At 71.1% G+C, this 25,882-nt stretch carries 19 protein-coding genes; 12 read left to right on the top strand and 7 right to left on the bottom strand.

The window, feature by feature from the left end:
• Positions 1 to 448: 448 nt before the first annotated feature.
• Complete coding sequence (locus tag Pla163_RS11575; protein ID WP_419185842.1) at positions 449 to 1,159, bottom strand: sugar transferase; 711 nt, start codon at positions 1,157 to 1,159, stop codon at positions 449 to 451.
• Positions 1,160 to 1,636: 477 nt separating this feature from the next.
• On the opposite strand from Pla163_RS11575, the gene Pla163_RS11570 reads away from it, so the two are divergent.
• A complete protein-coding gene (locus tag Pla163_RS11570) occupies positions 1,637 to 3,520 on the top strand; it encodes a carbamoyltransferase family protein (RefSeq protein ID WP_145188246.1) in 1,884 nt (627 codons plus the stop codon).
• 59 nt (positions 3,521 to 3,579) lie between these two features.
• On the opposite strand, the gene Pla163_RS11565 is transcribed toward Pla163_RS11570, so the two are convergent.
• On the bottom strand, positions 3,580 to 5,229 hold the full coding sequence (locus Pla163_RS11565; RefSeq protein WP_145188243.1) for a Na/Pi cotransporter family protein: 1,650 nt from the start codon (positions 5,227 to 5,229) through the stop codon (positions 3,580 to 3,582).
• A gap of 98 nt (positions 5,230 to 5,327) precedes the next feature.
• Here Pla163_RS11565 and Pla163_RS11560 point away from each other — a divergent pair, with 98 nt between their 5' ends.
• The 4 genes from Pla163_RS11560 to Pla163_RS11545 all read left to right on the top strand — a co-directional run bounded on the left by Pla163_RS11560 (position 5,328) and on the right by Pla163_RS11545 (position 10,892).
• Positions 5,328 to 6,542 (top strand): CREC-EF hand family protein, encoded by a 1,215-nt coding sequence (locus Pla163_RS11560; protein ID WP_145188240.1) that lies wholly within the window; start codon positions 5,328 to 5,330, stop codon positions 6,540 to 6,542.
• 314 nt (positions 6,543 to 6,856) lie between these two features.
• Entirely contained in the window at positions 6,857 to 7,963 is a 1,107-nt protein-coding gene (locus Pla163_RS11555) for an NAD-dependent epimerase/dehydratase family protein (RefSeq protein ID WP_145192503.1), read from the top strand.
• 37 nt (positions 7,964 to 8,000) lie between these two features.
• Positions 8,001 to 9,290 (top strand): glycosyltransferase family 4 protein, encoded by a 1,290-nt coding sequence (locus Pla163_RS11550; RefSeq protein ID WP_419185841.1) that lies wholly within the window; start codon positions 8,001 to 8,003, stop codon positions 9,288 to 9,290.
• A 246-nt stretch (positions 9,291 to 9,536) separates the two neighbouring features.
• Positions 9,537 to 10,892 (top strand): nucleotide sugar dehydrogenase, encoded by a 1,356-nt coding sequence (locus tag Pla163_RS11545; protein ID WP_419185840.1) that lies wholly within the window; start codon positions 9,537 to 9,539, stop codon positions 10,890 to 10,892.
• Between the two features lie 10 nt (positions 10,893 to 10,902).
• Here Pla163_RS11545 and Pla163_RS11540 read toward each other — a convergent pair whose 3' ends face one another.
• Positions 10,903 to 12,396 (bottom strand): MSCRAMM family protein, encoded by a 1,494-nt coding sequence (locus Pla163_RS11540; protein ID WP_419185839.1) that lies wholly within the window; start codon positions 12,394 to 12,396, stop codon positions 10,903 to 10,905.
• 222 nt (positions 12,397 to 12,618) lie between these two features.
• Between Pla163_RS11540 and Pla163_RS11535 the strand changes: the two genes are divergently transcribed.
• The 7 genes from Pla163_RS11535 to Pla163_RS11505 all read left to right on the top strand — a co-directional run bounded on the left by Pla163_RS11535 (position 12,619) and on the right by Pla163_RS11505 (position 21,296).
• On the top strand, positions 12,619 to 14,490 hold the full coding sequence (locus tag Pla163_RS11535; RefSeq protein WP_145188231.1) for an asparagine synthetase B family protein: 1,872 nt from the start codon (positions 12,619 to 12,621) through the stop codon (positions 14,488 to 14,490).
• Positions 14,491 to 14,498: 8 nt separating this feature from the next.
• Positions 14,499 to 16,040: a hypothetical protein gene (locus Pla163_RS11530; RefSeq protein ID WP_145188229.1), complete on the top strand. Its 1,542-nt coding sequence runs from the start codon at positions 14,499 to 14,501 to the stop codon at positions 16,038 to 16,040.
• A gap of 48 nt (positions 16,041 to 16,088) precedes the next feature.
• Positions 16,089 to 17,282, top strand: coding sequence for a glycosyltransferase (locus Pla163_RS11525; protein ID WP_145188226.1), 1,194 nt, complete (start codon positions 16,089 to 16,091; stop codon positions 17,280 to 17,282).
• 142 nt (positions 17,283 to 17,424) lie between these two features.
• Positions 17,425 to 17,997 (top strand): hypothetical protein, encoded by a 573-nt coding sequence (locus Pla163_RS11520; protein WP_145188223.1) that lies wholly within the window; start codon positions 17,425 to 17,427, stop codon positions 17,995 to 17,997.
• A 2-nt stretch (positions 17,998 to 17,999) separates the two neighbouring features.
• Positions 18,000 to 18,947: a tetratricopeptide repeat protein gene (locus tag Pla163_RS11515; protein WP_145188220.1), complete on the top strand. Its 948-nt coding sequence runs from the start codon at positions 18,000 to 18,002 to the stop codon at positions 18,945 to 18,947.
• Complete coding sequence (locus Pla163_RS11510; RefSeq protein ID WP_145188217.1) at positions 18,944 to 20,407, top strand: ATP-binding protein; 1,464 nt, start codon at positions 18,944 to 18,946, stop codon at positions 20,405 to 20,407. Before Pla163_RS11515 ends, Pla163_RS11510 begins: the two co-directional genes overlap by 4 nt.
• A gap of 49 nt (positions 20,408 to 20,456) precedes the next feature.
• A complete protein-coding gene (locus tag Pla163_RS11505) occupies positions 20,457 to 21,296 on the top strand; it encodes a rhomboid family intramembrane serine protease (protein WP_145188214.1) in 840 nt (279 codons plus the stop codon).
• A 61-nt stretch (positions 21,297 to 21,357) separates the two neighbouring features.
• On the opposite strand, the gene Pla163_RS11500 is transcribed toward Pla163_RS11505, so the two are convergent.
• The 4 genes from Pla163_RS11500 to Pla163_RS11485 are packed head-to-tail and all read right to left on the bottom strand — an operon-like array spanning position 21,358 to position 25,875.
• Positions 21,358 to 22,575: an oligosaccharide flippase family protein gene (locus tag Pla163_RS11500; protein WP_419185838.1), complete on the bottom strand. Its 1,218-nt coding sequence runs from the start codon at positions 22,573 to 22,575 to the stop codon at positions 21,358 to 21,360.
• Positions 22,576 to 22,622: 47 nt separating this feature from the next.
• Positions 22,623 to 23,543, bottom strand: a complete 921-nt coding sequence (locus Pla163_RS11495; protein WP_145188207.1) for a sulfotransferase — start codon at positions 23,541 to 23,543, stop codon at positions 22,623 to 22,625.
• Positions 23,543 to 24,760 (bottom strand): glycosyltransferase family 4 protein, encoded by a 1,218-nt coding sequence (locus Pla163_RS11490; RefSeq protein WP_145188204.1) that lies wholly within the window; start codon positions 24,758 to 24,760, stop codon positions 23,543 to 23,545. The genes Pla163_RS11495 and Pla163_RS11490 overlap by 1 nt, the downstream gene beginning before the upstream one ends.
• A complete protein-coding gene (locus tag Pla163_RS11485) occupies positions 24,760 to 25,875 on the bottom strand; it encodes a CgeB family protein (protein ID WP_145188201.1) in 1,116 nt (371 codons plus the stop codon). Before Pla163_RS11485 ends, Pla163_RS11490 begins: the two co-directional genes overlap by 1 nt.
• Positions 25,876 to 25,882: the final 7 nt, after the last annotated feature.

The raw sequence follows: 25,882 nt of genomic DNA, 5'->3' as shown, positions 1-25,882 counted from the left end.
GGCCTCACCTCGCAGCCGTCGATCCGCTCCCCGGCGAATCGACACCCCTTGGCCCGGACCTCCCGCGTTTCCCGACGTGGGGGGTCCAGCGCCGGCGCGACGAACACGCTGCCAGCGCACCACACGAAACACTCTCCGTCCCGAGAGCTCGACGAGATCCGAGGCCCCGGCCTCACCTCGCAGCCGTCGGTCCGCTCCCCGGCGAATCGACACCCCTTGGCCCGGACCTCCCGCGTTTCCCGACGCGGGGGGTCCAGCGCCGGCGCGACGAACGCGCTGCCAGCGCACCACACGAAACACTCTCCGTCCCGAGAGCTCGACGAGATCCGAGGCCCCGGCCTCACCTCGCAGCCGTCGGCGCTCCGTTCCCCAGCGGATCGTCACCCCTGGCTGGGACCTCCCGCGTTTCCCCGACGCGGGGGGTCCGGCGCCGCGCGCCGGCGAACGCTCAGCCGCGCCCTTGGTCCTGCCACTGCCAGCCCTGTCGGCGCGCCATCCACAGGACCGTGCGAACGAGGATCAGGGCGTCCTGCTTCGGACCGAAGCGCTCGAGGTACTGCATACACAGGGCGTGCTTCTTCGCGTAGCCCTCGGCGCAGCGGCCGACGTAGCCCTGGGTGATCTGTGGCCAGCCGGTGATGCCGGGGCGCACGGCGAGGCGTTCGACGAACTTGGGCACGTGGGCGCCGGCCCAGGTCTCGATCTCGACCATCTCGGGCCGCGGACCGATGACGCTCATGTCCCGCTTGAGGACGTTGAGCAGCTGCGGCAGCTCGTCCAGGTGCGAGTTGCGCAGGAAGCGACCGAAGGCCGTCACGCGCAGGGCGTCGCCGTCGCCGCTCCAGGAGTCGAAGGACGAGCTCTTCGTCTCCTTCATCGTGCGGAACTTGTGGATGCGGAAGACCTGGCCGCGGTGCCCGACGCGCTCCTGGCTGAACAGGATGCGGCGCGGGTCGCCGAAGACGCACAGGTTCACGAGTGCGATCGGCAGGGCGAGCGCGACCGCGAACGGCAGGACGGCGGCGAGCAGTACCAGTTCGGCCAGCGGTCGTCCGCAGCGCGCGTAGAGGCCGCGCGGCTCGAGGGCGGCCCAGTTCGGAGCGCCGCTGGTCGCGGCCGATCGGTCCGACGGGGCTTCGCTCGTCGACTCCTCGGGCACGATCCGCTTCCGCCGTCGAGCGGGCGCTTCGATACGACCCAGGAGCTGGGCGGCGGTCGAGCCCGCGTGCGAGCGAGGGCGAGTGGTTTCCGGAGCGGGGCGGCTCATCGGTGCGTTCGGCGTGGGGACGAGGCGCGCGTTCGCCCGGACGGGCTCGGCGCGTCGGAGAGGGCGACGCTCGCGTGGGGATCGGCCGCGCACCTGGCCCGAGTTGCGTGATTCCGACGATTCGACGATTCGAGTTTCGCGCGCGGTCCCTCGGGCTCCGTCCGCGCGAGCACTCGGACACATCTTCCGGCCCGGTCCGAGGGCTGGGACCGTCCTCGTGGGCCCTTCACCTCGCGCGTCGATCGGCCGATCCAACCGCTCGGAGCCATTCATCCGAAGCGCCCGCGCGTCGCACCCTTGCGATCACCGCTCGCGAGCGCCGTCCACGCGATCCACTTGCATCCCCCCGCGCCCCACGCGTCCCGCACCGTGCACAAGCCCACCGTCATCCTCGGTCTCAACGCCTTCCACGGCGACTCCTCCGCCGCCCTGCTCGTCGACGGCGTGCTCGTCGCCGCCTGCGAGGAGGAGCGCTTCCGGCGCATCAAGCACTGGGCCGGCCTGCCCACCGAAGCGGTTCGGGCCTGCCTCGCCCAGGCCGGACTCGCGCCGAGCGACGTCGACCACGTGGCGATCAACCGCGACCCGCGCGCGCACCTCCTGTCCAAGCTGGCCTACACCGCGACGCACCCGAAACTGTGGCGCAAGGCCCTCGAGCGCCGCCGGAACTCGGGCGCGGTCGGTTCCGTCGTCGAGCAATTGGCGGCCGGCCTCGGCGTCGAACCGGCGACCTTCAGGCCGAAGTTCTGGGGCATCGAACACCACCGCGCGCACCTCGCGAGCGCCTTCCACGTCTCGCCCTTCCAACGCGCTGCGATCGCGTCGATCGACGGATTCGGCGACTTCTCGAGCTCGATGTGGGCGCACGGGGTCGGCCGCGACATGGTCGAGCTCGGCCGCGTCGGCTTCCCGCACTCGCTCGGTCTCTACTACCTCGCGTTGACCCAGTTCCTCGGCTTCCACAAGTACGGCGACGAGTACAAGGTCATGGGCATGGCGGCCTACGGCGAGCCGCGCTACGTCCGCGAACTCGAGAACGTGGTCCGTCCCGTCGGCAGCGGGTTCGAGCTGGACACGTCCTACTTCCTGCACACCACCGGCGGCGTCCCGATGACCTGGGACGGCGGCGAACCGACCGTCGGCCGCGCCTTCTCGCCCAAGCTCGAGTCCCTGCTCGGTCCGGCGCGCCACCACGGTGAAGAGCTGACCCAGCGCCACAAGGACCTCGCCGCGTCGATCCAGGCCGTGTACGAAGGCGTGCTGTTCTCGATGCTGCGCGCGCTCGCCGCGGAGACGGGCGAACGCAAGCTGTGCCTGGCCGGCGGCTGTGGGATGAACAGCCTCGCCAACGGCAAGATCACCGACGAGACCCCGTTCGACGAGGTCTACGTGCAAGCTGCCGCCGGCGATGCGGGGGGCGCGATCGGCGCGGCCACATCGGTCTGGTGCGACGTCCTGGGTCGCGAGCGGACCAGCTTCATGGAGCACGCCTACCTCGGCCCCAGCTACGAGCAGTCCGCGCTCGACGCCTGTCTGGCGCAGGCGGAGGAGACGCTCGAGGACGCGGGCTGCGCGCGCGTCGCCTACACCGACGAGTCGGCCCTGTGCGACCACGTGGCGCGCCACATCGCCGCCGGCCACGTGGTCGGTTGGTTCCAGGGATCGATGGAGTGGGGGCCGCGCGCCCTCGGCAACCGTTCGATCGTCGGCGATCCCCGGCGCGCGGACATGAAGGACATCCTCAACCTCAAGATCAAGCGCCGCGAGTCGTTCCGTCCCTTCGCGCCGTCGGTCCTCGAGGAGAAGGTCGCCGACTGGTTCGAAAGGCCCCAGGCCGTGCCCTTCATGTCGATGGTGCTGCCGATCCGCGAGGAGTGCCGCGAGCACATCCCGGCGGTCACCCACGCCGACGGCACGGGCCGCCTGCAGACGGTCAGCGCGCGCACGAGCTCGCGCTACCACGCGCTGATCCGAGCCTTCGACAGCCTGACCGGCGTGCCGATGATCCTGAACACCTCGTTCAACGAGAACGAGCCGGTGGTGCAGCGTCCCGAAGAGGCGTTGGCCTGCTTCCTGCGCACGAAGATGGACGTTCTGGTCCTGGGTGACACGATCCTCGAGCGCACGCCGTTGCCGGTGGCGATCGAAGCCAGCGTCGACGACGTTCCCGCGGCACTGCCCGCGCGCGGATCGAACGCGGCCGTCGAGCAACCGTCGTCGTTCGGCCTCGCGAGCGAAGAGTACGAGGGCTGAGCCGGGCCGGGCCGTTCGTCGCGCGTCCACTCGGGACGCGCGGCTCGGCTCGAGCCCACTCAGACCGGTTCCATCGTGTCGGCTCCGCGCTCGCGGTGTGTTGCGCCGTCCGAACTCGCCGCCCGAGTCGATCCGAGCGCCACGCCCGAGTGCGCCGCGATGCGCCAGGTGTGGTGCGCCACGCGCCGCAGCCAGCGCAGGCTCTCGAGGCGCGCCAGCGCTTCGGTCGCGCCCAGGTGATCGGCCGCGGCGCGCGTGATCCACGCCGTCCGCAGGTTCTCGTCGGAAGCCTCGAGTCGGTCGCGGACGCCACGGAGCTCCTGGGCGTCGAAGCCGCGCGCCGTCGGTCCGTCGTCGCGCAGGGTCCGGACCAGCGCGCGCACCAGGTCCTCGCGCTGGGCCTCGAACTCGGGGTCGAACGCTGTGGACACGCCCCGCGGGATCGCGCCGAGCCGGTCGACCAGGCGCGCCAGGTGGTCCGTCTGATGGACCAGGGCCGTCTCGCGCAGCAGGGCCGCCGTGTCGCCGTCGGACGTGGGGATCGCGCCCACGAAATCGGCCACGCGCTCGATCGCGGAGTCCAGTCGGACGAGGTCCGTGCCGCCCGGACCACGTCGCTCGCGCAGATCGACCTCGCGCAACGTGGCGCGCAGGACGCGGCGTGCGATCGCGTGGAGCGAGCGAGCGGCGGCGTCGACGGCGAGCTTCGGTCGCTTCGCGAGACGCGGCTCGAGGGCGCGCGTCAGTGGGTCCTCGCGCTCGGGCACGATGCGCTCGACGAGCCGCGCGAACCGCCGGGCGAACGGGAGCGCGCCCAGGACCGCGAGCAGGTTGAAGGCCGTGTGGAAGCCGACCAGCGCCAGTTCCGGGTGCGCGGTCGCCGTACCCGGGAGCGCGCGTTCGAGGCCGAAGGCGTACAGGTCGAGGAAGAAGAATGCGCCGACGCCGCTGAGGATGTTGAACAGCACGTGGGCGAGGCCGGTGCGGCGCGCCGACGTGGTTCCACCGATCGTGGCGAACAACGCCGTTCCCGTGGTTCCGACGTCCATGCCGATCACGAGCGCCGCGGCCTGGGGCAGGTCGATCGCTCCGGTGTGCAGAGCGGCCAGCGCGGCCGCGACGCCGGCGCTCGACGACTGCGTGACGAGGGTGACGGCGATGCCGATCAGCACCAACAGGACGCGGCCTCCGAAGTCGTCGCTGGGGAACGAGTCGGGCGTGACGATCCCCTCGAGTCCGCCGAGCGCGTCGCGCAACGCACCGATCCCGAGGAACACGAGTCCGAACCCGGCGAGCGCGAGCCCCGCGTAGCGCAGCCGGTTCTTCGCGAACAGGTGCGTCAGAACGCCGGTGAACACCATCAGTCCGCTGATCGCGCCGACCTTGAACTCGAACCCGACCAGCGCGACCAACCAGCCCGTCACCGTGGTCCCGACGTTCGCGCCCAGCACGATCCCCAGGGCCTGGGCGAAGGTCAGCAGCCCGGCACCGGTCAGCGCCACGGCCGTCAGCGTGGTCGCGCTGGACGACTGCAACACGGCCGTGACCGCGGCGCCCGTCAGAGCTCCCGAGGTCGGGCTCTTCGTGAAGCGCGCCAGGACGCGTTCGAGCCGCCCGCCCGCGAGGCCCTCCAGCCCGCGCTCGAGCGAGACCATCCCCAGAAGGAAGATGCCGACGGCCCCGAGGGCTGCCATGACGACGGACCACATGGCGCGAGTATGCGCTCGTGCCGCGGCGTCGCGTGCGCGGGAGTTCGGAAGGCGACTACACTCCGGTGACCCGTTCCGCCTCGGCTCCGCGACTCGCCATGACCACGACGACTCGAGCGTTCCGCTCCGCTTCCCTCGTTCTTTGGGGCTCGCTCCTGACCTACGCGCTCGGAGTCCCGGGCACAGCACCTGCCCCGACCGGTGCGAGCCGAGGGGGGGCGGCGCGCGTCGAGATGCGCGACGTGATGCGCTGGCTCGACCTGGATCGCAACGGTCGGATCGAGGCCTTCGAGGCCGCGGCCGCCATTCGGATCGAGGAGTCGTACTACGACGAGGACGGGCCCGAAGGCTTCTCCCAGTCGGAGATCCTCGATCTGTTCGAGGAGCGCCGCGAGTACGCGCGCGAGATGGCGCGCGACCTGATCGCCGAGTACGACTTCGACGGCGACGGAACGCTGAGCCGGGCCGAGGCGTCGTTCGAGCTGCTCGCGTCCTTCTGGGAGCTCGATCGCAACCGCGACGGAGCGTTGACCGAGGCGGAGATCCGCCACTTCGACCACGACAGCGTGCGGTCCTACGTGATGGGCGAGGAGGCTGCGATCTGGCTCGGGATCGATCCCGACGGCGACGGTGAAGCGCCGCTGGCCGAGATCGATCCCGAAGAGTACGACGTGGCCGCTCTCGACCTGGACGGGGACGGAACGCTCGTGCGCGACGAGGTGGCGCGCTACTACGCCCGCGACGCGCGTGGCGCCACGTTCGAGATCGCGGGCCGCTACGCCGTGATGAACGGCAGCATCACCGGCGCGACTCTGGGGCGCCTCATGCGGATCCTCGTCGAGGAGCCCCAGGTCGATCGGATCCTGATGGAGGAGGTGCCCGGGACGATGGACGACGTGGCCTGCCAAGAGGCGGCGCTCCTGGTCCATCGCCACCAGTTCCACACCGAACTCGCGCCCGGTGGGGAGGCGGCGTCGGGCGGGACCGACTTCTTCCTGGCCGGTTGGCGTCGCAAGCTCGGGGAAGGAGCGCGGCTCGGCGTGCACTCGTGGGCCGAGTACGACGCGCTGGGCGAGCGCGAGGGTGGCGACCTGCCGCGCGACGCGCCCGAGCACGAGTCGTACCTCGAGTTCTTCCGCGCGATCGGCATCGATCCGGAGTTCTACTTCTTCACGCTCGAGGCCGCCGACGCCTACGGCATGCACTATCTGACCGCCGAGGAGCTGATCCGATTCGGGGTCGAGACGGGCGACGGCGATGTGGATGACGGCGGTGCGCAGGCCCTTGGCGACGAGGAAGCCGGCGACCAGTAGGACTCGCTCGGCGATCGCGCGGGCGCCGCGCCAGCGCGAAGGGACCCGGACGCGGCGCTCCGACCGAGTCCTGCCGCCCGCGCCACGTGGCACGGATTTCCGAGTCGCGGCCGAGGGTGCCGCACGGGGGACCTGCCGCGGGCCGCACCGAACCGAACCCTCAGCGCGACGGGGCGCGGGGCCGATCGGGAGCCTTGGAGGGCGCACGGCTGTGCCGCGGTCGCCCACTCCTCCTCGCTCCACCCGCCTCACCGGCGGCGCTCGCTCCCACGAACCACGCGCACCCCACCGACGTGAACAGCAGTTCCTCCTCCCTGTCGTCCGACTCCGAGTCCTTCGCCCGCGGCCGCCACGCCATCGTCGCCGGCGCCGGAGGGTTCATCGGCGGCCACCTCGTGAAGAGCCTCTTCGAGCGCGGTTACGAGTCCGTCCGCGCCGTCGACAAGAAGCCGTTCGACCAGTGGTACCAGTTCGACGAGCGCGCGCAGAACCTCGTCATGGATCTCGAGAAGCTCGACGCGTGTCACCGTGCCTGCGAGGGGACGACCGACGTCTTCAACCTGGCCGCCGACATGGGCGGAATGGGGTTCATCGAGAACAACAAGGCGCTGTGCATGCTCAGCGTCCTGATCAACACGCACATGCTGATCGCCGCCAAGGACGCGGGGGTCGAGCGCTTCTTCTTCTCCTCGTCGGCCTGCGTCTACAACGCCGACAAGCAGCGCGACACGGACGTGACCGCGCTGGTCGAGGCCGACGCCTACCCCGCGATGGCCGAGGACGGCTACGGTTGGGAGAAGCTCTTCAGCGAGCGCATGTGCCGCCACTTCCGCGAGGACTTCGGTATCGAGACCCGCGTCGCCCGCTTCCACAACGTCTACGGCCCGAACGGGACCTGGGACGGCGGACGCGAGAAGGCGCCCGCCGCCATGTGCCGCAAGGTGCTCGAGGCGCAGATGTCCGGCATCCTGTCGATCGACATCTGGGGCGACGGCGAGCAGACGCGCTCGTTCATGTACATCGACGACTGCATCGAAGGCATCCACCGCATCCACGACGGCGAGTTCACCGAGCCGATCAACCTGGGCTCGAGCGAGCTGGTCTCGATCAACGAACTGGTCTCCGTGGTCGAGGAGATCGCCGACGTGTCGGTCGAGCGCTCCTACGACCTGTCGGCCCCCAAGGGCGTGCGCGGTCGCAACAGCGACAACACGCTGATCCAGGCCGTCCACGGGTGGGAGCCGGGCACCTCGCTGGCCGAAGGCATGCGCAAGACGTTCCAATGGATCCGCGGCGAGATGCTGCAGCGCGACATCGACAAGGTCCAACCGGCGTTGCCCTTCCCGGCGGCCCAGGACGAGCAGCTCGAGGTCTTCCCGGGTGCCGACGAGCGTTGGCGCGGCCTGCGCGAGTCGGCCTGAGAACGCTCGCGTTCGCGCTCCATCGACGCTCCACGCCGTGGCCTTCTTCACCTTCGTCAACCAGTACTACTGGCCCGACGTGGCCAGCACGGGCCAGCACCTCGCCGATCTGTGCGAGGCGCTGGTCGCCCGTGGCCACCGCGTGCGCGTGGTGTGCTCGCGGGGCCAGTACCTCGAAGGTCGCGGTGAGGCGCCCTTGTTCGAGATGCACCGCGGCGTCGAGGTCGTGCGCGTTCCGGCGTCGAGTCACGGCAAGAACGGTTCGCTGTGGCGGCGCGCGCTCGACTACCTGTCGTTCCACGCGCTGCTCGCCAAGGCGCTCCTGCTCGGGCCCCGGCCGGACGCCGTCGTGACGCTGACGACGCCGCCGCTGCTCGGGGTCTGGGGGCGAGCGCTCCAGGTGCTGCGTCGCACGCAGCACGTGCACTGGGTCATGGACCTGCACCCCGACGCGGAGTTCGAGCTCGGGCTCCTCTCGAGGAAGTCCCTACTCGGTCGCTTCCTGGCGTTCGCCTGCGGCCACCCGATGCGCACCGCGACGCGCAACGTCGTGCTCGGTCCGTACCAGGGTGCGCGCCTCGAGGGTCGCGGCGTCGCGGCCGAACGCATCGCCGAGATCCCGGTCTGGAGCTCGGCCGACGAGATCTCGCCGATCGATCACCGCTTCAACACGCTGCGCACCGAGCTCGGCTGGGACGGCCGTTTCGTCGTCCTGTACTCCGGCAACGCGGGTCTCGTGCACCGCTTCGACGAGTTGTGCGACGCCATGGTCGAGCTCGAATCGCGCGCTCCGAACGTGCTCTTCGCCTTCGTCGGCGGGGGACCGCGGCGCGCCGAGATCGAGACGTTCGCCACGGAGCACGGCCTCGAGAACGTCGAGTTCCACGGCTACCTGCCGCGCGAGGCCCTGGGCCAGTCCCTGCCGGCCGGCGACGTGCACTTCATGTCGCTCGAGCCGAACCAGACCGGCGTCGCGGTGCCGGGCAAGCTGTACGGCATCCTGGCCGCCGGCCGCCCCGTGCTGTTCGTCGGCGCCGAGCGCTGCGAGTCGGCCGACACGATCCGCGACTCAGGAGCCGGCCTGTGCTTCGTCCCCGGACAGGGCGCGGAGTTGGCCGATGCGATCGCCGCCCTGGCCGAGGACGCCGCCGCCGACTGCGAACGCCTCGCGCACCACGGCCGGAATGCGCGCGCCGTGTTCCTCGAGCGCTTCGAGCGCGAGGTGTGCTGTGCCCAGTGGGTCGAGCTGCTCGAGGACGTGGCCGGTGTGCACGTCGGACACGGTGGGCACGCCACTGCGGCGACCAGGCTCGCCGACGCAGCCTGAGTCCGTCCGAGTCCGCGGCGACCAGCACCGTCCTGTGAGCGACGCCCGACGTCGGGCCATCACCTCGGCCCCCGCCGCGCTCGTCGAGTGGATCCGAGCACGTCGCAGCCCCCGAGTCCTCCGCGCTCGATCCGAAGCCGCCCGACCAGAGCACGAGGTCCGACCGAACTGGCAGGAAGAGACGCGCGCCGCTTTCGTCCTGTCCAGTGGCCCAGGGGCTCGCGCCGGACGTCCACGCTGGGCACCATGGCCGCCCGCTCGCTCGGCGGAACACGCATGGACCACGGAACGCACACCGAACGCCCCGCCATCGGCGTCGTCGGACTCGGTATGACCGGACTGCCGCTCGCGGGCGCGTTCCGCGACGCCGGTAGGCGGGTGCTCGGGTTCGAGGCGGATCCCGCGCGCCGGGCGGCGGTCGAGGCGGGCGACGGGGATGCGCTGGGCGTGCCGGCCGAGCGCTGGTTCGGGCCGAGCGGTGCGCAGCGGTCGGACGGGCGTGGCTCGTTCGACGTGGCCACCGACCTCGAGCGCGTGGCCGAGTGCGAGGCCCTCTTCCTGTGCCTGCCGACGCCGCTCGACGCGGACGGCGCACCGGACCTGTCGGCGATCGAGTCAGCCGCGCACGGGCTCGCGCCGCACCTGGCGCCGAACGCGCTGGTCGTGCTGTGTTCGACCACGTGGCCCGGCACCACCGAACAGCGGCTCGTGCCCTGGTTGCACGAGGCGGGGCCGCGACGGCTCGGGCGCGACTTGTGCGTGGCCTACAGTCCCGAGCGCGAGGACCCCGGCAGCGGTCGGCGCACGCGCGAGTTGCCGCGCCTGGTGGGGGGGATGGACGCCGTGAGTCTCGAGCGCGCGCGCGCGGTGCTGGCCGAAGCGCTCGACACCGTGCACCCGGTCGAGTCCTGCGCGACCGCGGAGTCGGCCAAGCTGCTCGAGAACGTGTTCCGCGCCGTGAACATCGCGCTCGTCAACGAGTTCAAGCAGGTGCTCGACGCCCAGGGCATCGACGTGTGGCCGGTGGTGCGCGCGGCCGCGACCAAGCCCTACGGCTTCATGCCGTTCGAACCCGGCCCGGGCCTCGGCGGCCACTGCATCCCCGTGGACCCCGAGTACCTGACCTGGGCGGCGCGGCGCGCGGGGGTGCCGGCGACGTTGGTCGAGTTGGCGCTCGACGTGAATCGCGATCTGCCGCGGCGGGTCGTGTCGAAGCTGTCGCAAGCGCTCGATCTGCGCGGCAGCCAACTCGAGGGCGCGCGCGTGCTCGTGCTCGGCGCGGCCTACAAGCCGGGCGTCGCCGACACGCGCGAGTCCCCGGGCCTGCGGATCATGGAGCTGTGCGAGAGCGCCGGCGCGCGCACCGACTACGCCGATCCGTGGGTGCCGCGCCTCGACGGCGACGTGCCGCACGCGCTGTCGGGCCGTCGTTCGATCGATCTCGCGACGGCGGACGTCGCCGACTACGACGCCGTGGTCCTGGCCGTCCACCACCCGGGTGTGGACCTCGCGCCCGTGGCCGCTTCGGCGCGCTTGATCGTGGACACGCGCGACGGGTTCCGCGGCTTCGACCTTCCGCCCGAGCGGCTCGTGCGGGCCTGACGAGCGCGGGTCAGGGAAAGGTGAGATCGACCGTGGTGCACCTTCCGCGCTCGATCGTCACGTCCACGGTCTTGTGCCACTTCGACGGTGTAAAAGCCGACGAGGAGGTGAGGCTGAAGGCTTCCGCAAAGGTGATGACCAGTCGTGCGCGGCCAGATGGCCCGACGCCGTCGGTGGGGATGTGGTCGAGGCCCACCGACCACAGAATGCTGTTCCGATCGACGTCGGACAAATAGGCATGCTGCACAGTCGTTTGGCTGATGGCTGACAGGCGCGGTATTCGGTTCGCTGGCCCTTCTTCGGCGTCGACGACTTTGATGGCGACGGACAGGTGCATGGTCTCCGCAAGATTTCGAGCCGCCCATTCCTGGTCGATGACGAGAGTTCCCGCGATCGCCCAGCCGTCGCCGTACGTGACCAGGACGTCACCGAGGTCCACGTCGTCGCCGCCCACGTCGAGGAGCACGGGCGCTTGCACGAGCTGCGGCGCGGCCCCGGTCCCGCGACCATCCACCTCCAGCACGTAGCGCCCTGGCGTGAGTCGCCCGATCGTGAACAGGCCGTCGCTGTTCGTGACGACGCTCGCGACGCCTTTGCGCGGCGTACCGTCCTCGTTCAAGAGGCGCATCGAGTGTCCAGCGAGCGCCTCGAGGTCGGTGCCGACGAGGCGACCGACAAGCAGCGCACCCGTGGAGTCGTCCACTCGGATCTCGACCTCCTGCGTTTCGCCGGCGCCAAGCTGGACGGTTCGTGAAAGCGGGTCCGGTCCTTCGAGATCGAGTCGGACGCTGTACTCGCCAGGTCGCATTCGATCGAACTTCGCTTCGCTCGTCGCTTGCAGGGTGAAGCTACGCAGGACGGAACTGCGTGCACCTTCCACGAACAGGTGGGTGGACAGTGCCGGCGCGCCTTCGGCGTTCAGCACGCGAACCAGGAGCGTCGCCGGGCGCGTGAGTCGGATCGTGAGCGCGTACTCCATCGCATCCGTGATCCGCAGTCTGGCCAGCCGATTCAAGTCGACGGCATCGGCAGGGACGAACTCGCTCGAGATCTGGTTCCGCGATGCTCCGCGGCGCGCGGACACGCTGTAGCTCCCGCGTTCCACAGCGGTGAACGCGAATCGCCCGAGTGCATCGGTCGTCGCACCTGCAACGACCGTGATGCCATTCATCAGGTCGAGTTCGACGCCCTCGATTCCATGATCGTTCTCGTCCACGAGCACACCCTGGATCGAGGCGAGCGGCGCCTGCTCGTCCCCGCCCGCAACGCTCTCTCCGACCTCGGGTGGCGACGAACCGGTATCGCGTCGCGTGTCCGCCGCGCGGGGCTCGACCAGGTCCTCGGCCAGCGGGCCGGACTCGGTCGCGCTCACCTCGAACGCGCTCGCCGACGGATCGAGCGAAGGCGGCGCCACCGCCGAGCCACCCAAGAGCCACAGCCCCCCGAACCCGGCGAGGACGAGCAGGGCCACGACGAGGACGGCGGCGAGTCGGTGGTCGGTCACAACGGGCCACTCTGACGCTCCGCGGCCGCTCGTCCACCTTTTCGTGCGCCCAGGGGCCCGTCCGGGCCCGTCTCGGCGCTGCCGCCAGCTCGCGACTCCCGCTGCTGGTACCGCTGCTGGTACCGCTCGGACGGCCCCCTCAGGCCCCCCGCTGCCCGCCGCCGATCCGTCGATCAGGGGAAGGGCCACGCCGCCGTGGCCCCGCCCCCCCCCGCGCGACCCATGAGTGGCCTGACCGCCTTCCTGCGCCTCTCCGAGAGCGCCCCTGCGATCGATCGCGACGAGCTGCGGCGCGTCCGCGATCGCATGTCCATGCGCGGGCCGGACGGCTCGGGCGAGTGGTGGCATCCCACGCGGCGGGTGGCGATGGGGCACCGCGAGTTCGCGCTCGGCGGCGTCGATCCGCGCGCGGCCCAACCGTTGGCCTCGGCCGAGACGGGCAGCGCGCTCGCGTTCGACGGCCGGCTGTACGAGACCGCCGCCCTCGGTGCCCAACTGACCGGTCGCACGGGTCGACGACTCGTGACGAACACCGACGCCGAGCTGCTGCTGCGACTGCTCGAGGAGAAGGGCGAGCGCGCGCTGCACGACCTGCGCGGCATGTTCGCCCTCACCTTCTGGGACGAGCGCCGCGGGGCGCTGTTGATCGCGCGCGATCCGTTCGGCATCAAGCCGCTCTACTACGCCTCGCACGGCGGTCTCCTGCGCGTGGCGTCGTCGGTCAAAGCGCTCGAAGCGGGCGGCGCGCTGCCACTCGACCGCGACCCCGCCGGCGAAGCGGGCTTCCTGTTGTTCGGGTCCGTGCCCGAGCCGTACACGATCCGCCGCGCCATCAGCGCCCTGCCCGCCGGCGCGTTCCTGTGGATCGACGAGCGCGGCGTGCACGAACCGCGCGCCTGGGTCCGCCTCGATCACGAACTGCGCGCGGCCGAAGCGGCGCTCGCGTCGGCCGCCGAGCGCGGCGACCCGGCGCCCGGTCCGATGGAGACGCGCTGTGAAGTGGCGGCCGCCGTGGCCGAGTCCGTGCGCGTCCACCTGGGCGGCGCCGACGCGTCGGTCGGCTGTCTCGTGTCCACCAGCGCCGACTCCGCGGCGTTGCTCGCGATCGCCAGCGGGCTCGACCCTGCGCGACCGCTGCGCTCGGTGACGCTCGCCCACGGCGACGACGGTGCCGACATCGAGCGCACCACCGAACTGGCGAAGCGCAGCGGCGCCGACCACCGCGTCGCCCAACTGACCGAATCCGACTTCCGCGCCGAACTGCCGCGCCTGCTCCTGCACATGGACCAGCCGTCGGTGGACGGAGCGACGACGTACTTCGTCACCAAGGCCGCCAAGGAACGCGGTCTGCACGCCGCGTTGTGCGGGCTCGGTGGCGACGAGTTGTTCGGTGCACAGTTCGCGCACGACCCGTTGCTCGCGAGCTCGGGGACGCGCGACGCGCAGGGCGAGGCCACCGGACCGCTGGCGCGCCGCCGCACCGAGCTCGCGCGCGTCCAGATCGATCGCACGGCGACCCACGGAGCGGTCACGGACGTCCCGGCCGACTGGCTGCGCCGCCGCGGCCTCTTCCAGCCCGAGGAACTGCCCGGCCTGATGGGGCTCGAACGCGCGCGCGCCGGACTGGCCGCGCTCGAACCGCTGGCCCACGTGGCCGCGCGACTCGGTCACGGACTCGCGAACGACTGGTCGCGGGTGATGGCGCTCGAAGCGTCGCTCTACCTGCGCAACCAACTGCTGCGCGACACCGATTGGGCGTCCATGGCCCACGCGTTCGAAGTGCGCCTGCCGCTCGTCGACATCGTGCTGTGGCGCCGCGTCGCACCGTTCCTCGTCGCCGCGCCGTCGGGCCCGGAGGGCCACACGGCCCTGCGCCCGGCCGCGGAGCACGGCTTCGATCGCGGCTTCGATCACAGCTTCGACCGCGGCTTCGACCGCGCTCCGCGACCGGCCACCGGCGCCGCGGCACTGGCGGGGTGGATGGAGCGCGAGCGCGACCTCGACGGTTGGCGCCGCCACGAAGGCCTGCTGAGTCCCGGCACGTCCTGGGCCCGGCGCTTCGCCTGCGCCCTGCTCGAGCGGGAGGTCGCGTGAACCACGTCGTGAACAGCGCGAGTCCGAACGGCGCCCAGCTGCGCCTCGTCCGCTCGCCCGAGCTCGAACCGGTCACGGCCGGACTCTCGGCCAGCGCCAGCGCCAGCGGCTGGGGCGTCCTTCTGGTCGCAACGGTCGGACTCGTGGTCCTGGCCGCGCAGCGCGACTTCGGCGCCCACGGCTTCTGGGTCCCGCTCGTCGCGCTGGCGCTCGCCCTGTTGTGCCTCGCGCCCGCCGCCTGCCGTCTCGTCGGCATCGGACGCGACCGGCCCGTACCGTTCCTCGTGCTGTTCGGCGTGATCTACGCCGTCTACTTCGCCCTGCCCGCGCTGGTCGCCGACCGCGTCGGGATGATGAGCGTGGACCTCGGCGTGCCACAGCTCGAACGTGCGCTCGTCGCGTCACTCGTCGGGCTCGTGTGCCTGTTCGCCGGCTACGGCATCTTCGGCCAGCTCGATCGCGGCAGCGCCCCGGCGCGCCTGGCCTGGGATCCGGCGCGCGCGCTGACCGTGGCCTGGATCCTGCTGCCGATCGGCGCGCTCTGCCACGTGTCGACGCTCCTGTTCGAGCTGCCCGGCGGCCTGCGCCAACCCGTCCACCTGTTCGCCAAGGGCACGGCCGTCGCGCTCGGCATCCTGTTCGTTCTGGCGCGCCGCGGGCACCTGCCGCGTTCGACGGCGCGCCTCGTGTTCTTCGTGCTGGCGCCGCTGCTCATGTTCAGCGAGGTGGCCGACGCCGCCATCGGTCAGGCCCTGCGCACCGGCATCTTCTTCCTGATGCTCGTGTGGGGCACCGGCGGCCGCGTGCCCATGTGGCTGATGCTGCTCGGAGCGTTCGGAGCCGCGACCCTGCGCGGTGGGGCCGAGGAGTTCCGCTCGCTCGAACAGCACCACCCGCACCTGGTGGCCGACGCGCCGCTCGAGCGCGCCGGGCAGTTCGTGGCCCTCTCGGCCTCGCGCCTGGTGGAGGACTCGGGGGACAGCGCGGCCAGCACGTTGCTCGACCGGGTCAGCCAGGTCGCGCTCCTCGGGCAGGTCATGGAGCTCAGTCCCCAGGCGGTGCCGTACTGGGGCGGTTCGACGCTCGCGACCCTGCCGGCGACGGTGATTCCGCGCGCGCTGTGGCCGAACAAGCCGACCAAGGAGCTCGGGCAGGCCTTCGGGCACCGCTACGGGCTGCTGGCGGCGGACGACTTCAAGACCTCCGTCAACCTGCCCCAGCTGATCGAGTTGTTCGCGAACTTCGGTCTGGCCGGGATCGTGCTCGGAATGGCCTTCCTCGGTGCCGTCTACCGCTGGCTGTCGGACCGACTGAATCGCCCCGGTGCGGGCGATGGCGGCGTCGTGCTGTCGGCGCTCCTGTTCAGCACGCTGGCGCAGATCGAGTCGGACCTGTCGCTCGTCTTCGGCGCGTCCCTGCAGATCGGGATTCTGTTCTTCGGGGTGCTGTGGCTCGCTCGTCCGCGGCGTTCTGGCGGCTCCGTCGCACTGGCCAGAATCGACGGAACGGGGCGCGAGAGCGCGACCGGTGCCGTGCTACCGTCGCGCTGACCCGAGTGCGCGTCGCAACCGCGACCAGCCGCGACACGGGTACCCACGATGAAGATCCTCCAGGTGGTGCCTTCGTTCCTGCCCGGTTGGCGGTACGGCGGACCGATCCGATCGGTCTACGGTCTCAGTCAGGCGCTCCTCGCCGACGGGCACGAGGTCGAGGTGTTCACGTCGAACCGCGACGAGCAGGTCATCCTCGACGTGCCGCACAACGAGCCGGTCGAGCTCGACGGCCTGACGGTTCGGTACTTCAGGACCAAGGGGCCGGCGCGGCTGCGCTACTCGCCCGACCTGGACACCGAGATCGAGCGCTCGGCGGCTCGCTTCGACGTGGCGCACGTCCACGGCGTGTTCAACTGGCTCAGCTACGCCTCGGCTCGCAGCGCGCGCCGCGCCCGCATCCCGTACGTGATCAGCCCGCGCGGGATGCTGATGGCCGACGCGATCGCGTTGCGCAGTCGGGCGCGCAAGGGCCTGTGGCTGCGTCTGCTCGAGCGCGAGAACCTCGAGGGCGCCGGCGCGCTGCACCTGACCGCGCAGAACGAGGTCGACGAGCTGCCGAACCTGTCCGGACTGGCCTGGCCGCCCCAGCACCTGATCCCGAACGGCGTCGAGCGCATGGAGTGGAACGGCGACCGCGAGCGACTCGAGCCGGCCTTCCGCGAGCTGATCGCGCGCGAGAACCTGGTGCTCTTCCTCGGCCGACTGAACTGGAAGAAGGGTCTCGATCGACTGGTCGAGGCCATGGCGCTGACCGACCAGCGGCTCCACCTCGGGATCGTCGGGCCGAACGACGGCTACCTCAAGACCGTGCTGCGGATGCGCAAGCGCCTGGGACTCGAGGATCGCATCACGGTGCTCGAGTCCGCGTCCGGTGACACGCGCCGGGCGCTGCTGAACTGCGCGCGCGTGGCGGTCCTACCGTCCTACTCCGAGAACTTCGGCAACGCCGCGACCGAGTCGATGGCCGTCGGCTGTCCCGTCGTCGTCACGCCCGAGGTCGGCATGTCCAGCTTCGTCAGCCGCTTCGAGGCCGGCGCCGTCGTCAAGGGTGAACCGGCTCTGATCGCCGCCGCCCTCGACCGCCTGTGCCTCGACGAGCAGGCGCACGCCGCCGCCAGCGCCGGTGCGACGCGGGCCTACGTGGAAGCGCTCGGCTGGCCGAGTTGCGCCGACGCGATGGAGGCCGTGTATCGCGAAGCGATCGAGGTCACCCGGTCGCGGCCCGTTCCGGTGAACTGAGCCGGCTCCGGCTGCGCGCCTCGCAAGTCGGCGCCTCTGGACTCGGCGCCTCTGGACTCGGCGCCTCTGGATTCGGCGACGACCGAGTCGGTCCGCGGTCCAGGTTCGCCCGAGCCGAACTCGCGGAGTAGACTCCCGGCCCATGCCTCTGCGCTCGCGATCAGATGCTCCGGGACAGGGGCAGGGCCCCGTCGCGGGCGAGGACCCTTTCGGAGACGACGACCTCTTCACTCCGACGCTCGGCGAGCGCGACGACGCGATCGGTTTCGGCCGCGCGTTCAATCCGCAGAGTCTGTGGTTGGCGTCGTTCTTCGGCGGCCCGATCTGTGCAGCGCTGTTGTTCGCGATCAACGCGCGCCGGCTCGGACAGCAGCGTCTCGCGCTGCACATCGGTCTGGGATTCGGGGCGGTCGCGCTGACCTGCGTGGCACTGGGTGCCTGGTACGCCGTCGACGCGCGCCTCGCCGGCGAGTCCCTGGGGCTCTCGGCCGAGGAGACGTCGCAGGAGGCATCGAGGAACATGCGACTCGCGATGCGCGTCGCCGGCGTCGCGCTCGGCGGTGTGGGGTACTGGCTCCAGCGCCAGCGTTTCCGACTCTTCCTGCACACGGGGCACGAACCCGCCAAGGCCCTCGGTCCGAGCATTCTCGCCATCGTCGTGGCTTCGATCATCGCGTTGGCGATCGCCTTCGTCGTCACTCTCGCACTGGTCTGATCGTGGATCCGAACGAAGACATCGACTTCGATCCGGCCGTGGCCGAGGACGTGGAGGAACGCATCCTCGAGCAGCGGATGGAGAAGGTCCAGCGCCTGCTCGAGATCGGCCGCTTCGCGGAGTCCGAGCGTGAGATCCGCGGCCTGTTGGCGGACCATCCGTACAACGCGGAACTCCATGCGGCTCTCGCGTACGTCCTGTTCCAGTCCGAGAAGTTCGACGACGCACGGCGCGCCGCGCTCGACGCGCTCGGAGTGGACGCGGAGAACGTTCGAGCGCGCATCGTCATCGCGCAATTGCACGAGCACAGCGGCGAGCACTCGCAGGCCGAGAAGACGCTCCTCGAGGCGCTGGCGATCGATCCGATGGATGCGGAAGTCATCTTCCGCTACGCGCTCCTGACCTACCGCGCCGGCCAACTGGACAAGGCGCAGCGCCTGTCCGAACGAGCGCTCGCGATCGCACCCGGGCTCGTGTCCGCGCACCAACTGTTGAGCGCGATCGCGACCGAACGGCACAAGTCGGGGGCGGCCCACGCGCACAGCGATATCTCGCTGCACTTCGCGCCGGACGAGGACAGTTCGCACTGGGCCAAGGGTCACGTCTGCCTCTCGACGGGACGTCCTTTCGCCGCGCGCCGGCACTTCCGCGAGGTCCTGCGCCACGCCCCCGGGGACCAGGCCGCGCTCGAAGCTCTCGTCGAAGCCGACCGCTGCTGTCGCCTGATCTACCTGCCGGCCTACTACATCGGTCTCGTGCTCGACCGCGTGCCCGGCGGCCCGTTCGTCCTGTGGGGAGGTTTCCTCGTGGTGTCGGCCGGCATGCGATCACTCGACGTCCCCGACCACGTGCGTGGCTTCGTCTCGTTCGGCTACCTCGGGCTGTGCATCTACACCTGGCTCGCACGGCCGCTCGTCAAACTCTGGATGAAGATCGTTCCGACCAAATGACCGACGACCCTCTTCTGGCAGCGCTCGAACAGGCGCTCGCGGCGGATCCGCGCAACGGTGTCCTGTGGCTGCATTACGCCGAGCGCCTCGAGTCCGCCGGGCGCGTGGACGCCGAGTTGGCGGCCTTGCGCAACGCGGCGCAGATCGATGCCACGCGCGCCGACGCCGAGCCGCGGTTGATCCGCGCTCTGCGCCGCGGAGGCCATCTGGCGGAGGCGTTGATCCGCGCCGAGGAGTTGGTCGAGCGCGCGCCCGACGGTGCGACGCTGCTCGAGCTCGTTCGGGTGCACCGCGCTCGGCGGGACGTGGACGGTGAGGAGGCGACGCGCGAGCGCTTGGCGGCGCAGTGGCCCGAGCTTCTCGAGCAGCTCGCGGACGACGACGCTCCGGGCGGTGCTTCCGACGATGCTTCCGGCGCGGCGAGCACGCCCACGAGCGAGCCGCGTCCAGCGCCTGCCGATCCCGCCGCGCCGGCGCAACGAGCGAACACCGCGCCGACCGCAGGCTCCGACCAGGGCGCGCCGCCCGAACAGGCGCTTGCCGACCGCGACCCGGACGACCTCGAGGGTTGGGCCGAGCAGTTCGACTGGGGCGATCTGCGCATCACCTTCGACGACGTCGTGGGACTCGAGGAGGTGAAGCGCCAGGTCGAACTGCGCATCATCGCGCCCTTCAAGAACCCCGAGGTCTACGCGGCGTTCGGGCGCAAGGGCGGTGGCGGCGTGTTGCTCTACGGGCCGCCCGGCTGTGGCAAGACGTTCGTCGCGCGCGCGACCGCCGGCGAGCTCGGCGCGAGCTTCGTGTCGATCGGCCTGCACGACGTGCTCGACCGCTACATCGGCGAGAGCGAGAAGGCGCTCCACGCGATCTTCGAGGAGGCACGCCGCCGCAAGCCCACGGTCCTGTTCTTCGACGAGTTCGACGCGATCGGTGGTGGACGCTCGGGTGGCAGCAGTCACTTCTGGCGCACGATCGTGAACCAACTGCTGCAGGAGATGGACGGGATGGCCGGTTCCAACACCGACGTCCTCGTCTTCGCCGCGACGAACACGCCCTGGGCGGTGGACGCCGCGTTCCGCCGGCCGGGCCGTTTCGATCGCACGCTGCTGGTCACGCCGCCGGACGCGGACGCGCGGCGGGAACTCTTGCGGCGCGCGCTCGCCAAGGTGCCGGGTGGCGCCGAACTGGACCTCTCGAAGGTCGTCGCGAAGACGGATCTTCTGACCGGCGCCGATCTCGTGTCGGTGGCCGAACGCGCGGCCGAGCGCGCCCTCGAGCAGTCCCTGCGCTCCGGGAAGGTCGGATCGGTGGGGCAGAAGGACCTGGAGAAGGCCGCACGCGACGTGTCGAGTTCGGCCGCCGAGTGGTTCGCCGCGGCTCGCAACTACGCGCGCTACGCGAACGAGGGTGGCCAGTACGACGAGCTCTCCGACTACCTGAAGCGCGTGAAGAAGTGGTGAGCCTCGACGCCGTGCGAGGGGCGTTCGGATCGTGAACGAACTGCGTCCCGTGACGACTGCCCTGGCTGCTGCCGCCGCCGGGATCTTCATCCTGTCGCAGATGCCCGACGCCGGGACCGACTGGGACTCGGCCAACTGGCTCGGTCACTACGGGCTCCACCAGATATGGGATGGTGCCTGGTGGGGCTATCTGACGGCGGTCTTCCCGCACGTCGGCGTCCTGCACCTCGTCTTCAACCTGTACTGGCTGTGGGCGCTCGGCGGCGAGCTGGAGCGGCGCCTCGGTTCGGTGGGATTCCTGGGGCTGGCGGCGGCGACGGCCTTCGCCGCGTCGGGCTTCGAGATCGCGCTGATGGGGCGCACGGGCGTCGGTCTGTCCGGCATCGGCTACGGACTGTTCGGCTACTTCTGGATGCGCTCGCGTTTCGACCGCGAGTTCCAACTGGCTCCCCAGATCGTGCAGCTGTTCGTGATCTGGGGCCTGTTGTGCATCCCGGCCGACCTCACCGGTCTGATGCCGATCGCGAACCTGGCGCACGGCGGCGGACTGGTCGCGGGCGTCGCGATCGCCGCCAGCTGGCACGGGCGGCCGGTGAAGTGGCGCCTCGGTGGCGGTGCGCTGCTCGTGCTCGTGTTCGCGATCGCGACGCTGCCGTTCCACTACCTGCCGTGGAGCGCGCCGTGGCTGCGTCACGAAGGGCTGCGGCTGCAGGTGCTCGAGCGCAACCTGGACGCGATCGACCTCTACACGCGCGCCCTCGAACTCGAGCCCGACGATCCGTGGACCCTGCACAACCGCGGAGTCGCCTACCAGGACGTGGGCGATCACGTTCGTGCCGCGGCCGACTTCGCGCGCGCGAACGAGCTGGATCCTACGATCGGTCGTTGAGAGCGAGCACGGGGCCACTCTTGGTCTGCCGCCGCCCTGGTTCGACCGATCCCGGCGCCGCTCAGCGCGCCCGACGGCCCGCCACCACGCCGGCGGCGATCCCGACGCTCAGTGCGATGCCCAGCGCGCGCACGCCCAGCTCGGGCCAGATCGCGAGCAGAGGAACGGCCGTCGCAAGGCCCGCGAACTGGGCCAGGCGCAGCATCAACAGCGCGCGGAAGCGACCGGTCGCGAGCAGCTCCATCTTCACCAGCGCGAGCAGGCTCATGCCGCCCGCCACGCCGCAAAGACTCGCGAGCAGCGGCGCGGCCTCGGCCCATTCGGCTCCGAGGAGCCACGGCACGACCGGCTCGGCCAGCAGCAGGCAACCGGCCGCCGCGAGGAGCAACGGACCGGCCAGCAGCAACAGCAGCCGCTTGCGCTGGAGGGCCCGCTCACCGTCGCTCTCCGCGCGCGCGAACCAGTTGAACGCGAGACGTCCGGCGACCGGCTGGAGGAACTGGTGGGGGACCTGCGAGAGGCGCTGGGCCTGGAAGAACAGGCCCGCGCCGCGCACGCCGGCGATCCAACCGGCGGCCAGCACCACGATCCGCGTGTGCAGACCTTCGAGCAGTCCGTCGGACCACAGGTCCTTCGCGTCGCGGGCGAGTGCGCGCCACTCGCGCGGGCGCACGAGGCGCATCCGTTCGCTCGGCAGGCCACCGATCGCACCGAGTGCGCCGATGCGCAATCCGGCCAGCAACACCTCGCGCAGCGGCAGCGCCCAGATCCCGGCGCCCCACAGGACCGCGGCGATCGCGGCGCCGTGGGCCACGAGGTGCGAGCCGCTCTCGATCACCGACAGCGAGCCGTAGGCCTGTTGGCGTTCGAGGAAGCCGCGCGACTGGGCTGCGAAGTGCGCGAGCCAGACGACGGCCCACATGCTCCAGCCGAACGCGTCGGCGCCTTGGGCGGCGAGCAGCGCGGCCGACACGAGGCCGAGGATCGCCGCCTCTTGCACGCACGCGTTCCACAGGAAGGCGCGTCGTTCCGCGGTCTGCGAGCGCCCCTCGCGGATCACGAGCGCACCCGGGCGCAGGGACGCGAACGCGTACACGAGCGTCAACGACGCCAGCGTGAGTGCGAAGCGTCCGAAGCCCTCGGGCGCGATGTGGCGCACCAGGATCAGGTTCGATCCGAAGGCAACGGCGGCCTGGGTCCAGCCGCTCGCGAGCAGGTAGCCGGCGTGCTTCCACACCGGGCGCGCCACGTCGGACGGCGACGCGTCCGCGGGCGACATCGCCGACCGTGCGCTCGCGTCGGGAGCAGCGCTGGCCCGCGACGGATTCATCGCGGGGCCAGTGCCGCCCGAGCGGGCGCGGTCGCGAGCCACACGGTGTTCTTCACCCACGCCGGAGCCTGTTCGCGCCACCGTTCGTCGAGTCGCACGCCGCCGGCGCGGAAGCGCGTCTGGTTGCCGCTGACGGCATGGCTCTCGCCGCTGCGGAACGCGCCCTCGTGCCAATCGGCGGGGAAGTCGAGTCCGAGCCACGCACCGAGGTCGTCCAGGGTCTCGCGCGGCGAACCGGCGAGCGTCTCGTAGCGCACCGTTCGCACCTGCGACGGGTCGAAGGCGCGCGCGACGAGGCGCTGCATCGCCGTGTTCTCGATCGCCCAGCGCGACGCCAGGCGCAGCACGTCGGCGGGACGCGGACCGCCCTCGCCGCGCGTCATCGAGTGCACGAACGCGCGCGGATCCTTGATCAGGTGCACGACGCGCAGATCGAAGCGGCCGCTGTCCGCCAGCCACAGGAGCCGGTAGGGGTCCTTCGACGCATCGACGATCCAGTCGACCTCGCCGCCGCGTCGCCGCGTGGCCTCGGCGCGGACGCGTTCGAGCAGCGCGTGGTTGAGTTCGCCGTAGGCCGCGGCCCGACCCTGGCGCGGACGCGCGACGGCGCCGGCCAACAGGTCGGTGAAGTGCTCGCGCCGCAGCACCTTGCCGTGGTTGCGAGTCGCGCGGAACTGGGTCAGGTCCGCGCGCTCGTTCGCGAGCTCGGCGCCGTCCAGCACCTCGGTCCAGAACGCGCACTCCGAAGTGCGCGTGCCACAGCCGCAGCTCGCCGTCTCGTGCACGAGGTCGTGCGGCAGGACCTGGAGCTCGCCGACGGTCCAGGTACGCGGGTGGTTCCCGAGCAGCAGTTCGAGCAACGTCGAACCCGAGCGCCCGTTCGAGAGCACGTAGACGAGCGGGATGCGCGTGTCCATCAGCCGGCCCTCCGCAGGGTCGTCGCCGCTCCGGGTCCGGGGATCACGACCGGTGCGTGACCGCACATGGCGCGTGCGCGTTCGAGCAGTTCGACCGCTCGCGCGCCGTAGTCGCTCCAGGACCAACCCGAGCCCACGCGCTCGGCGGCGGCCGCGGACATCGTGCGCAAGCGCTCGCGGTCGGCGTGCAGGTTGCGCAGCACGGCGGTGATCGCGGCGGCGTCACCGGGAGGAACGACGTGTCCGTCCACGCCCTCGCGCACCATGTCGGCGGCGCCGGTGCTCGAGGTCACGACGACGGGCAGGCCGCTGGCCATCGCCTGGGGCACGACGAGTCCGAACCCGTCCTGGATCGAGGGCAGGCAGAAGACGTGCGCTTCGCGGTAGACGCTGGGCAGGTCGTGTTGAGGACGGTGCCCGAGCCACTTCACGCGCTCGTCCGTGCACTCGGCGCGGTAGTGCTCGGCGTCCTGTTCGACGGCGCCTTGGATCCACAGCTCGGCTTCGGGTGCGTCGAGCGCGGCGAATCCCGCGAGCAGGTGGCCGATACCCTTCTGGACGCTCGCGCGACCGCAGAAGAGGACGCGGAAGCCCGCGGGTTGGCGCACCGGCGGCGAGAACGCTCCCAGCTCGACCCCGTAGGCGTTGACGAGGATCTTGGCGGGATCGAAGCCGCGCTCGACGAAGCTCGCGCGCGCGAACTCCGACGGAACCTGGACGAAGTCGGCGAGTTCGTACTCGGCCAGTTCGGCCTCGACGACCGCGGGGTGCGGGAGGACGGGACGCAGGCCGGCGCGCTCGAACTCGGCGGCCAGAAGGTCGCGCTGGACCTCGATGTGGGCGCTGCCGCGCTCGACGATGGTCGTCATGCCGAGGTCGCGCGCGCGTTCGAGACTCGCGCGGCACTGCCCGGACCAACCGATGAAGGCGCTCGGGCCCTCCTCGAGCTGCGCTGCGACCCAGCGGTCGTAGCGGCGCGCGAACCACGGGGCGTGGCGACGGCCGCGCTCGGGCGCGACCTTGCGCAGGGCGCGCGTGGAGAGCTCGACCCAGGGCAGTGTGCGGCCCATGGCCGGATCGAGGCCGAAGCGGGGCAGGAGCGAGCTGGGGTAGCTCGTGAACAACCTCGCCAAGCGGCCGCGTCGATCGAGTTCGCGCGCGAGGTCGAAGGCGTGGAAGCGTCCCATGACGCTGACGACGGTTCGGTCGACGGACATCAGGCGACCTCGCGCGAGGTGGTCGAGTGCCGTTCGCCGGCGACCGGGCGTGCGTCGCGCTCGGAGCGGTGGGGCGCTCCGCTCGCGGCGGCCAACATGCGGCGGCAGGCCGAGGCGTGGTCGTAGCCGGAATCCAAACAGCGTCGGCGGCCCGCGGCGGCGATCGAACGCCGCGCTTCGTCGTCGCCGAGGTAGCGCTCCACGTGTCCGATCAACTCGTCGTCGCCGTCGAAGAAGACGGCCTCGCGGTGGTCGCGGAACAGTTCGAGGTGTTCGGAGCTGCGCTCGGCCAGCATGAACCCGCCGCAGGCCGGAATCTCGACCGAGCGGTCGGTGTGTTCGTCGCGGCTGGCGCGGCGCAGGAAGCCGAGGGCGATCTTCGAGCTGCAGAGCGCGGCCACGTAGTCGTCGCCACCGATCGCGCGCCCTTCGACGCGCAGGTTCGGGTGGCTCTCGCCGAAGCGCTGCCAACCCATGCCGAAGACCCGCACGCTGATGCCGGCGCGGGCGAGGTTCAGACACGACGCCGCGCGCTCGCGCTCGTACGTGCCGACGAACAACACGTCGGCGCCGAACTTCTCGGTCGTGTTCGCGTCCACGTCGATGGGCCGGTGCAGCTTCGGGTCGAACGTCTTCGGCTCGTACACCACGCGCTGGGCACCCAGTGCCTCGAGTTCGCCGTCCACCAGGTTGCGCAGCTTCGTCGTGACGACCACGTCGTAGAGCGGCAGCGCGCCGCGGAACCAGAACGACCCGTTGTGGCGCAGGGCCATGTCGTCCTCGCTGAAGTAGACGAGGCGCGCCTGGGGCTGGAGTCGCGCGAAGCTCTCGATCGCGTGCGCGCGCAGGACTGGCGCCTTCTCGACCCACAGAAGGTCGAAACGCGACCGCGTCGCCATGTTCACGAGCGCCGTGTTGACGTTCTCGGAGTCGAGCGGGAAGCCCAACTTGTTCATGACGCGCGGCACGGGGGGCAGACGTCGCTCCTGGTGCGGTCCGTCGAGGATCGAGCGGAACGGCAGGGCGGTGACGTCGTGCCCGAGGTCGCGGAAGACGCGCAGGCGCTGCTCGCAGCGGGTGTTCGGCGTCAATTCGCCGACGTACAGGATGTCCATGGTGATC

Source organism: Rohdeia mirabilis, from assembly GCA_007750655.1.
GTDB lineage: Bacteria > Planctomycetota > UBA1135 > UBA1135.
The sequence above is the reverse complement of the archived record's forward strand: the minus strand, read 5'-3'. Positions and strand labels throughout refer to the sequence as shown.

Excerpts from the sequence above, each read along its gene's own strand:
- Pla163_RS11565 (WP_145188243.1), bottom strand. The coding sequence starts at position 5,229 with ATGTGGTCCGTCGTCATGGCAGCCCTCGGGGCCGTCGGCATCTTCCTT.
- Pla163_RS11560 (WP_145188240.1), top strand. The coding sequence starts at position 5,328 with ATGACCACGACGACTCGAGCGTTCCGCTCCGCTTCCCTCGTTCTTTGG.
- Pla163_RS11545 (WP_419185840.1), top strand. The coding sequence starts at position 9,537 with ATGGCCGCCCGCTCGCTCGGCGGAACACGCATGGACCACGGAACGCAC.
- Pla163_RS11535 (WP_145188231.1), top strand. The coding sequence starts at position 12,619 with ATGAGTGGCCTGACCGCCTTCCTGCGCCTCTCCGAGAGCGCCCCTGCG.
- Pla163_RS11525 (WP_145188226.1), top strand. The coding sequence starts at position 16,089 with ATGAAGATCCTCCAGGTGGTGCCTTCGTTCCTGCCCGGTTGGCGGTAC.
- Pla163_RS11520 (WP_145188223.1), top strand. The coding sequence starts at position 17,425 with ATGCCTCTGCGCTCGCGATCAGATGCTCCGGGACAGGGGCAGGGCCCC.
- Pla163_RS11510 (WP_145188217.1), top strand. The coding sequence starts at position 18,944 with ATGACCGACGACCCTCTTCTGGCAGCGCTCGAACAGGCGCTCGCGGCG.
- Pla163_RS11500 (WP_419185838.1), bottom strand. The coding sequence starts at position 22,575 with ATGTCGCCCGCGGACGCGTCGCCGTCCGACGTGGCGCGCCCGGTGTGG.
- Pla163_RS11495 (WP_145188207.1), bottom strand. The coding sequence starts at position 23,543 with ATGGACACGCGCATCCCGCTCGTCTACGTGCTCTCGAACGGGCGCTCG.
- Pla163_RS11490 (WP_145188204.1), bottom strand. The coding sequence starts at position 24,760 with ATGTCCGTCGACCGAACCGTCGTCAGCGTCATGGGACGCTTCCACGCC.
- Pla163_RS11485 (WP_145188201.1), bottom strand. The coding sequence starts at position 25,875 with ATGGACATCCTGTACGTCGGCGAATTGACGCCGAACACCCGCTGCGAG.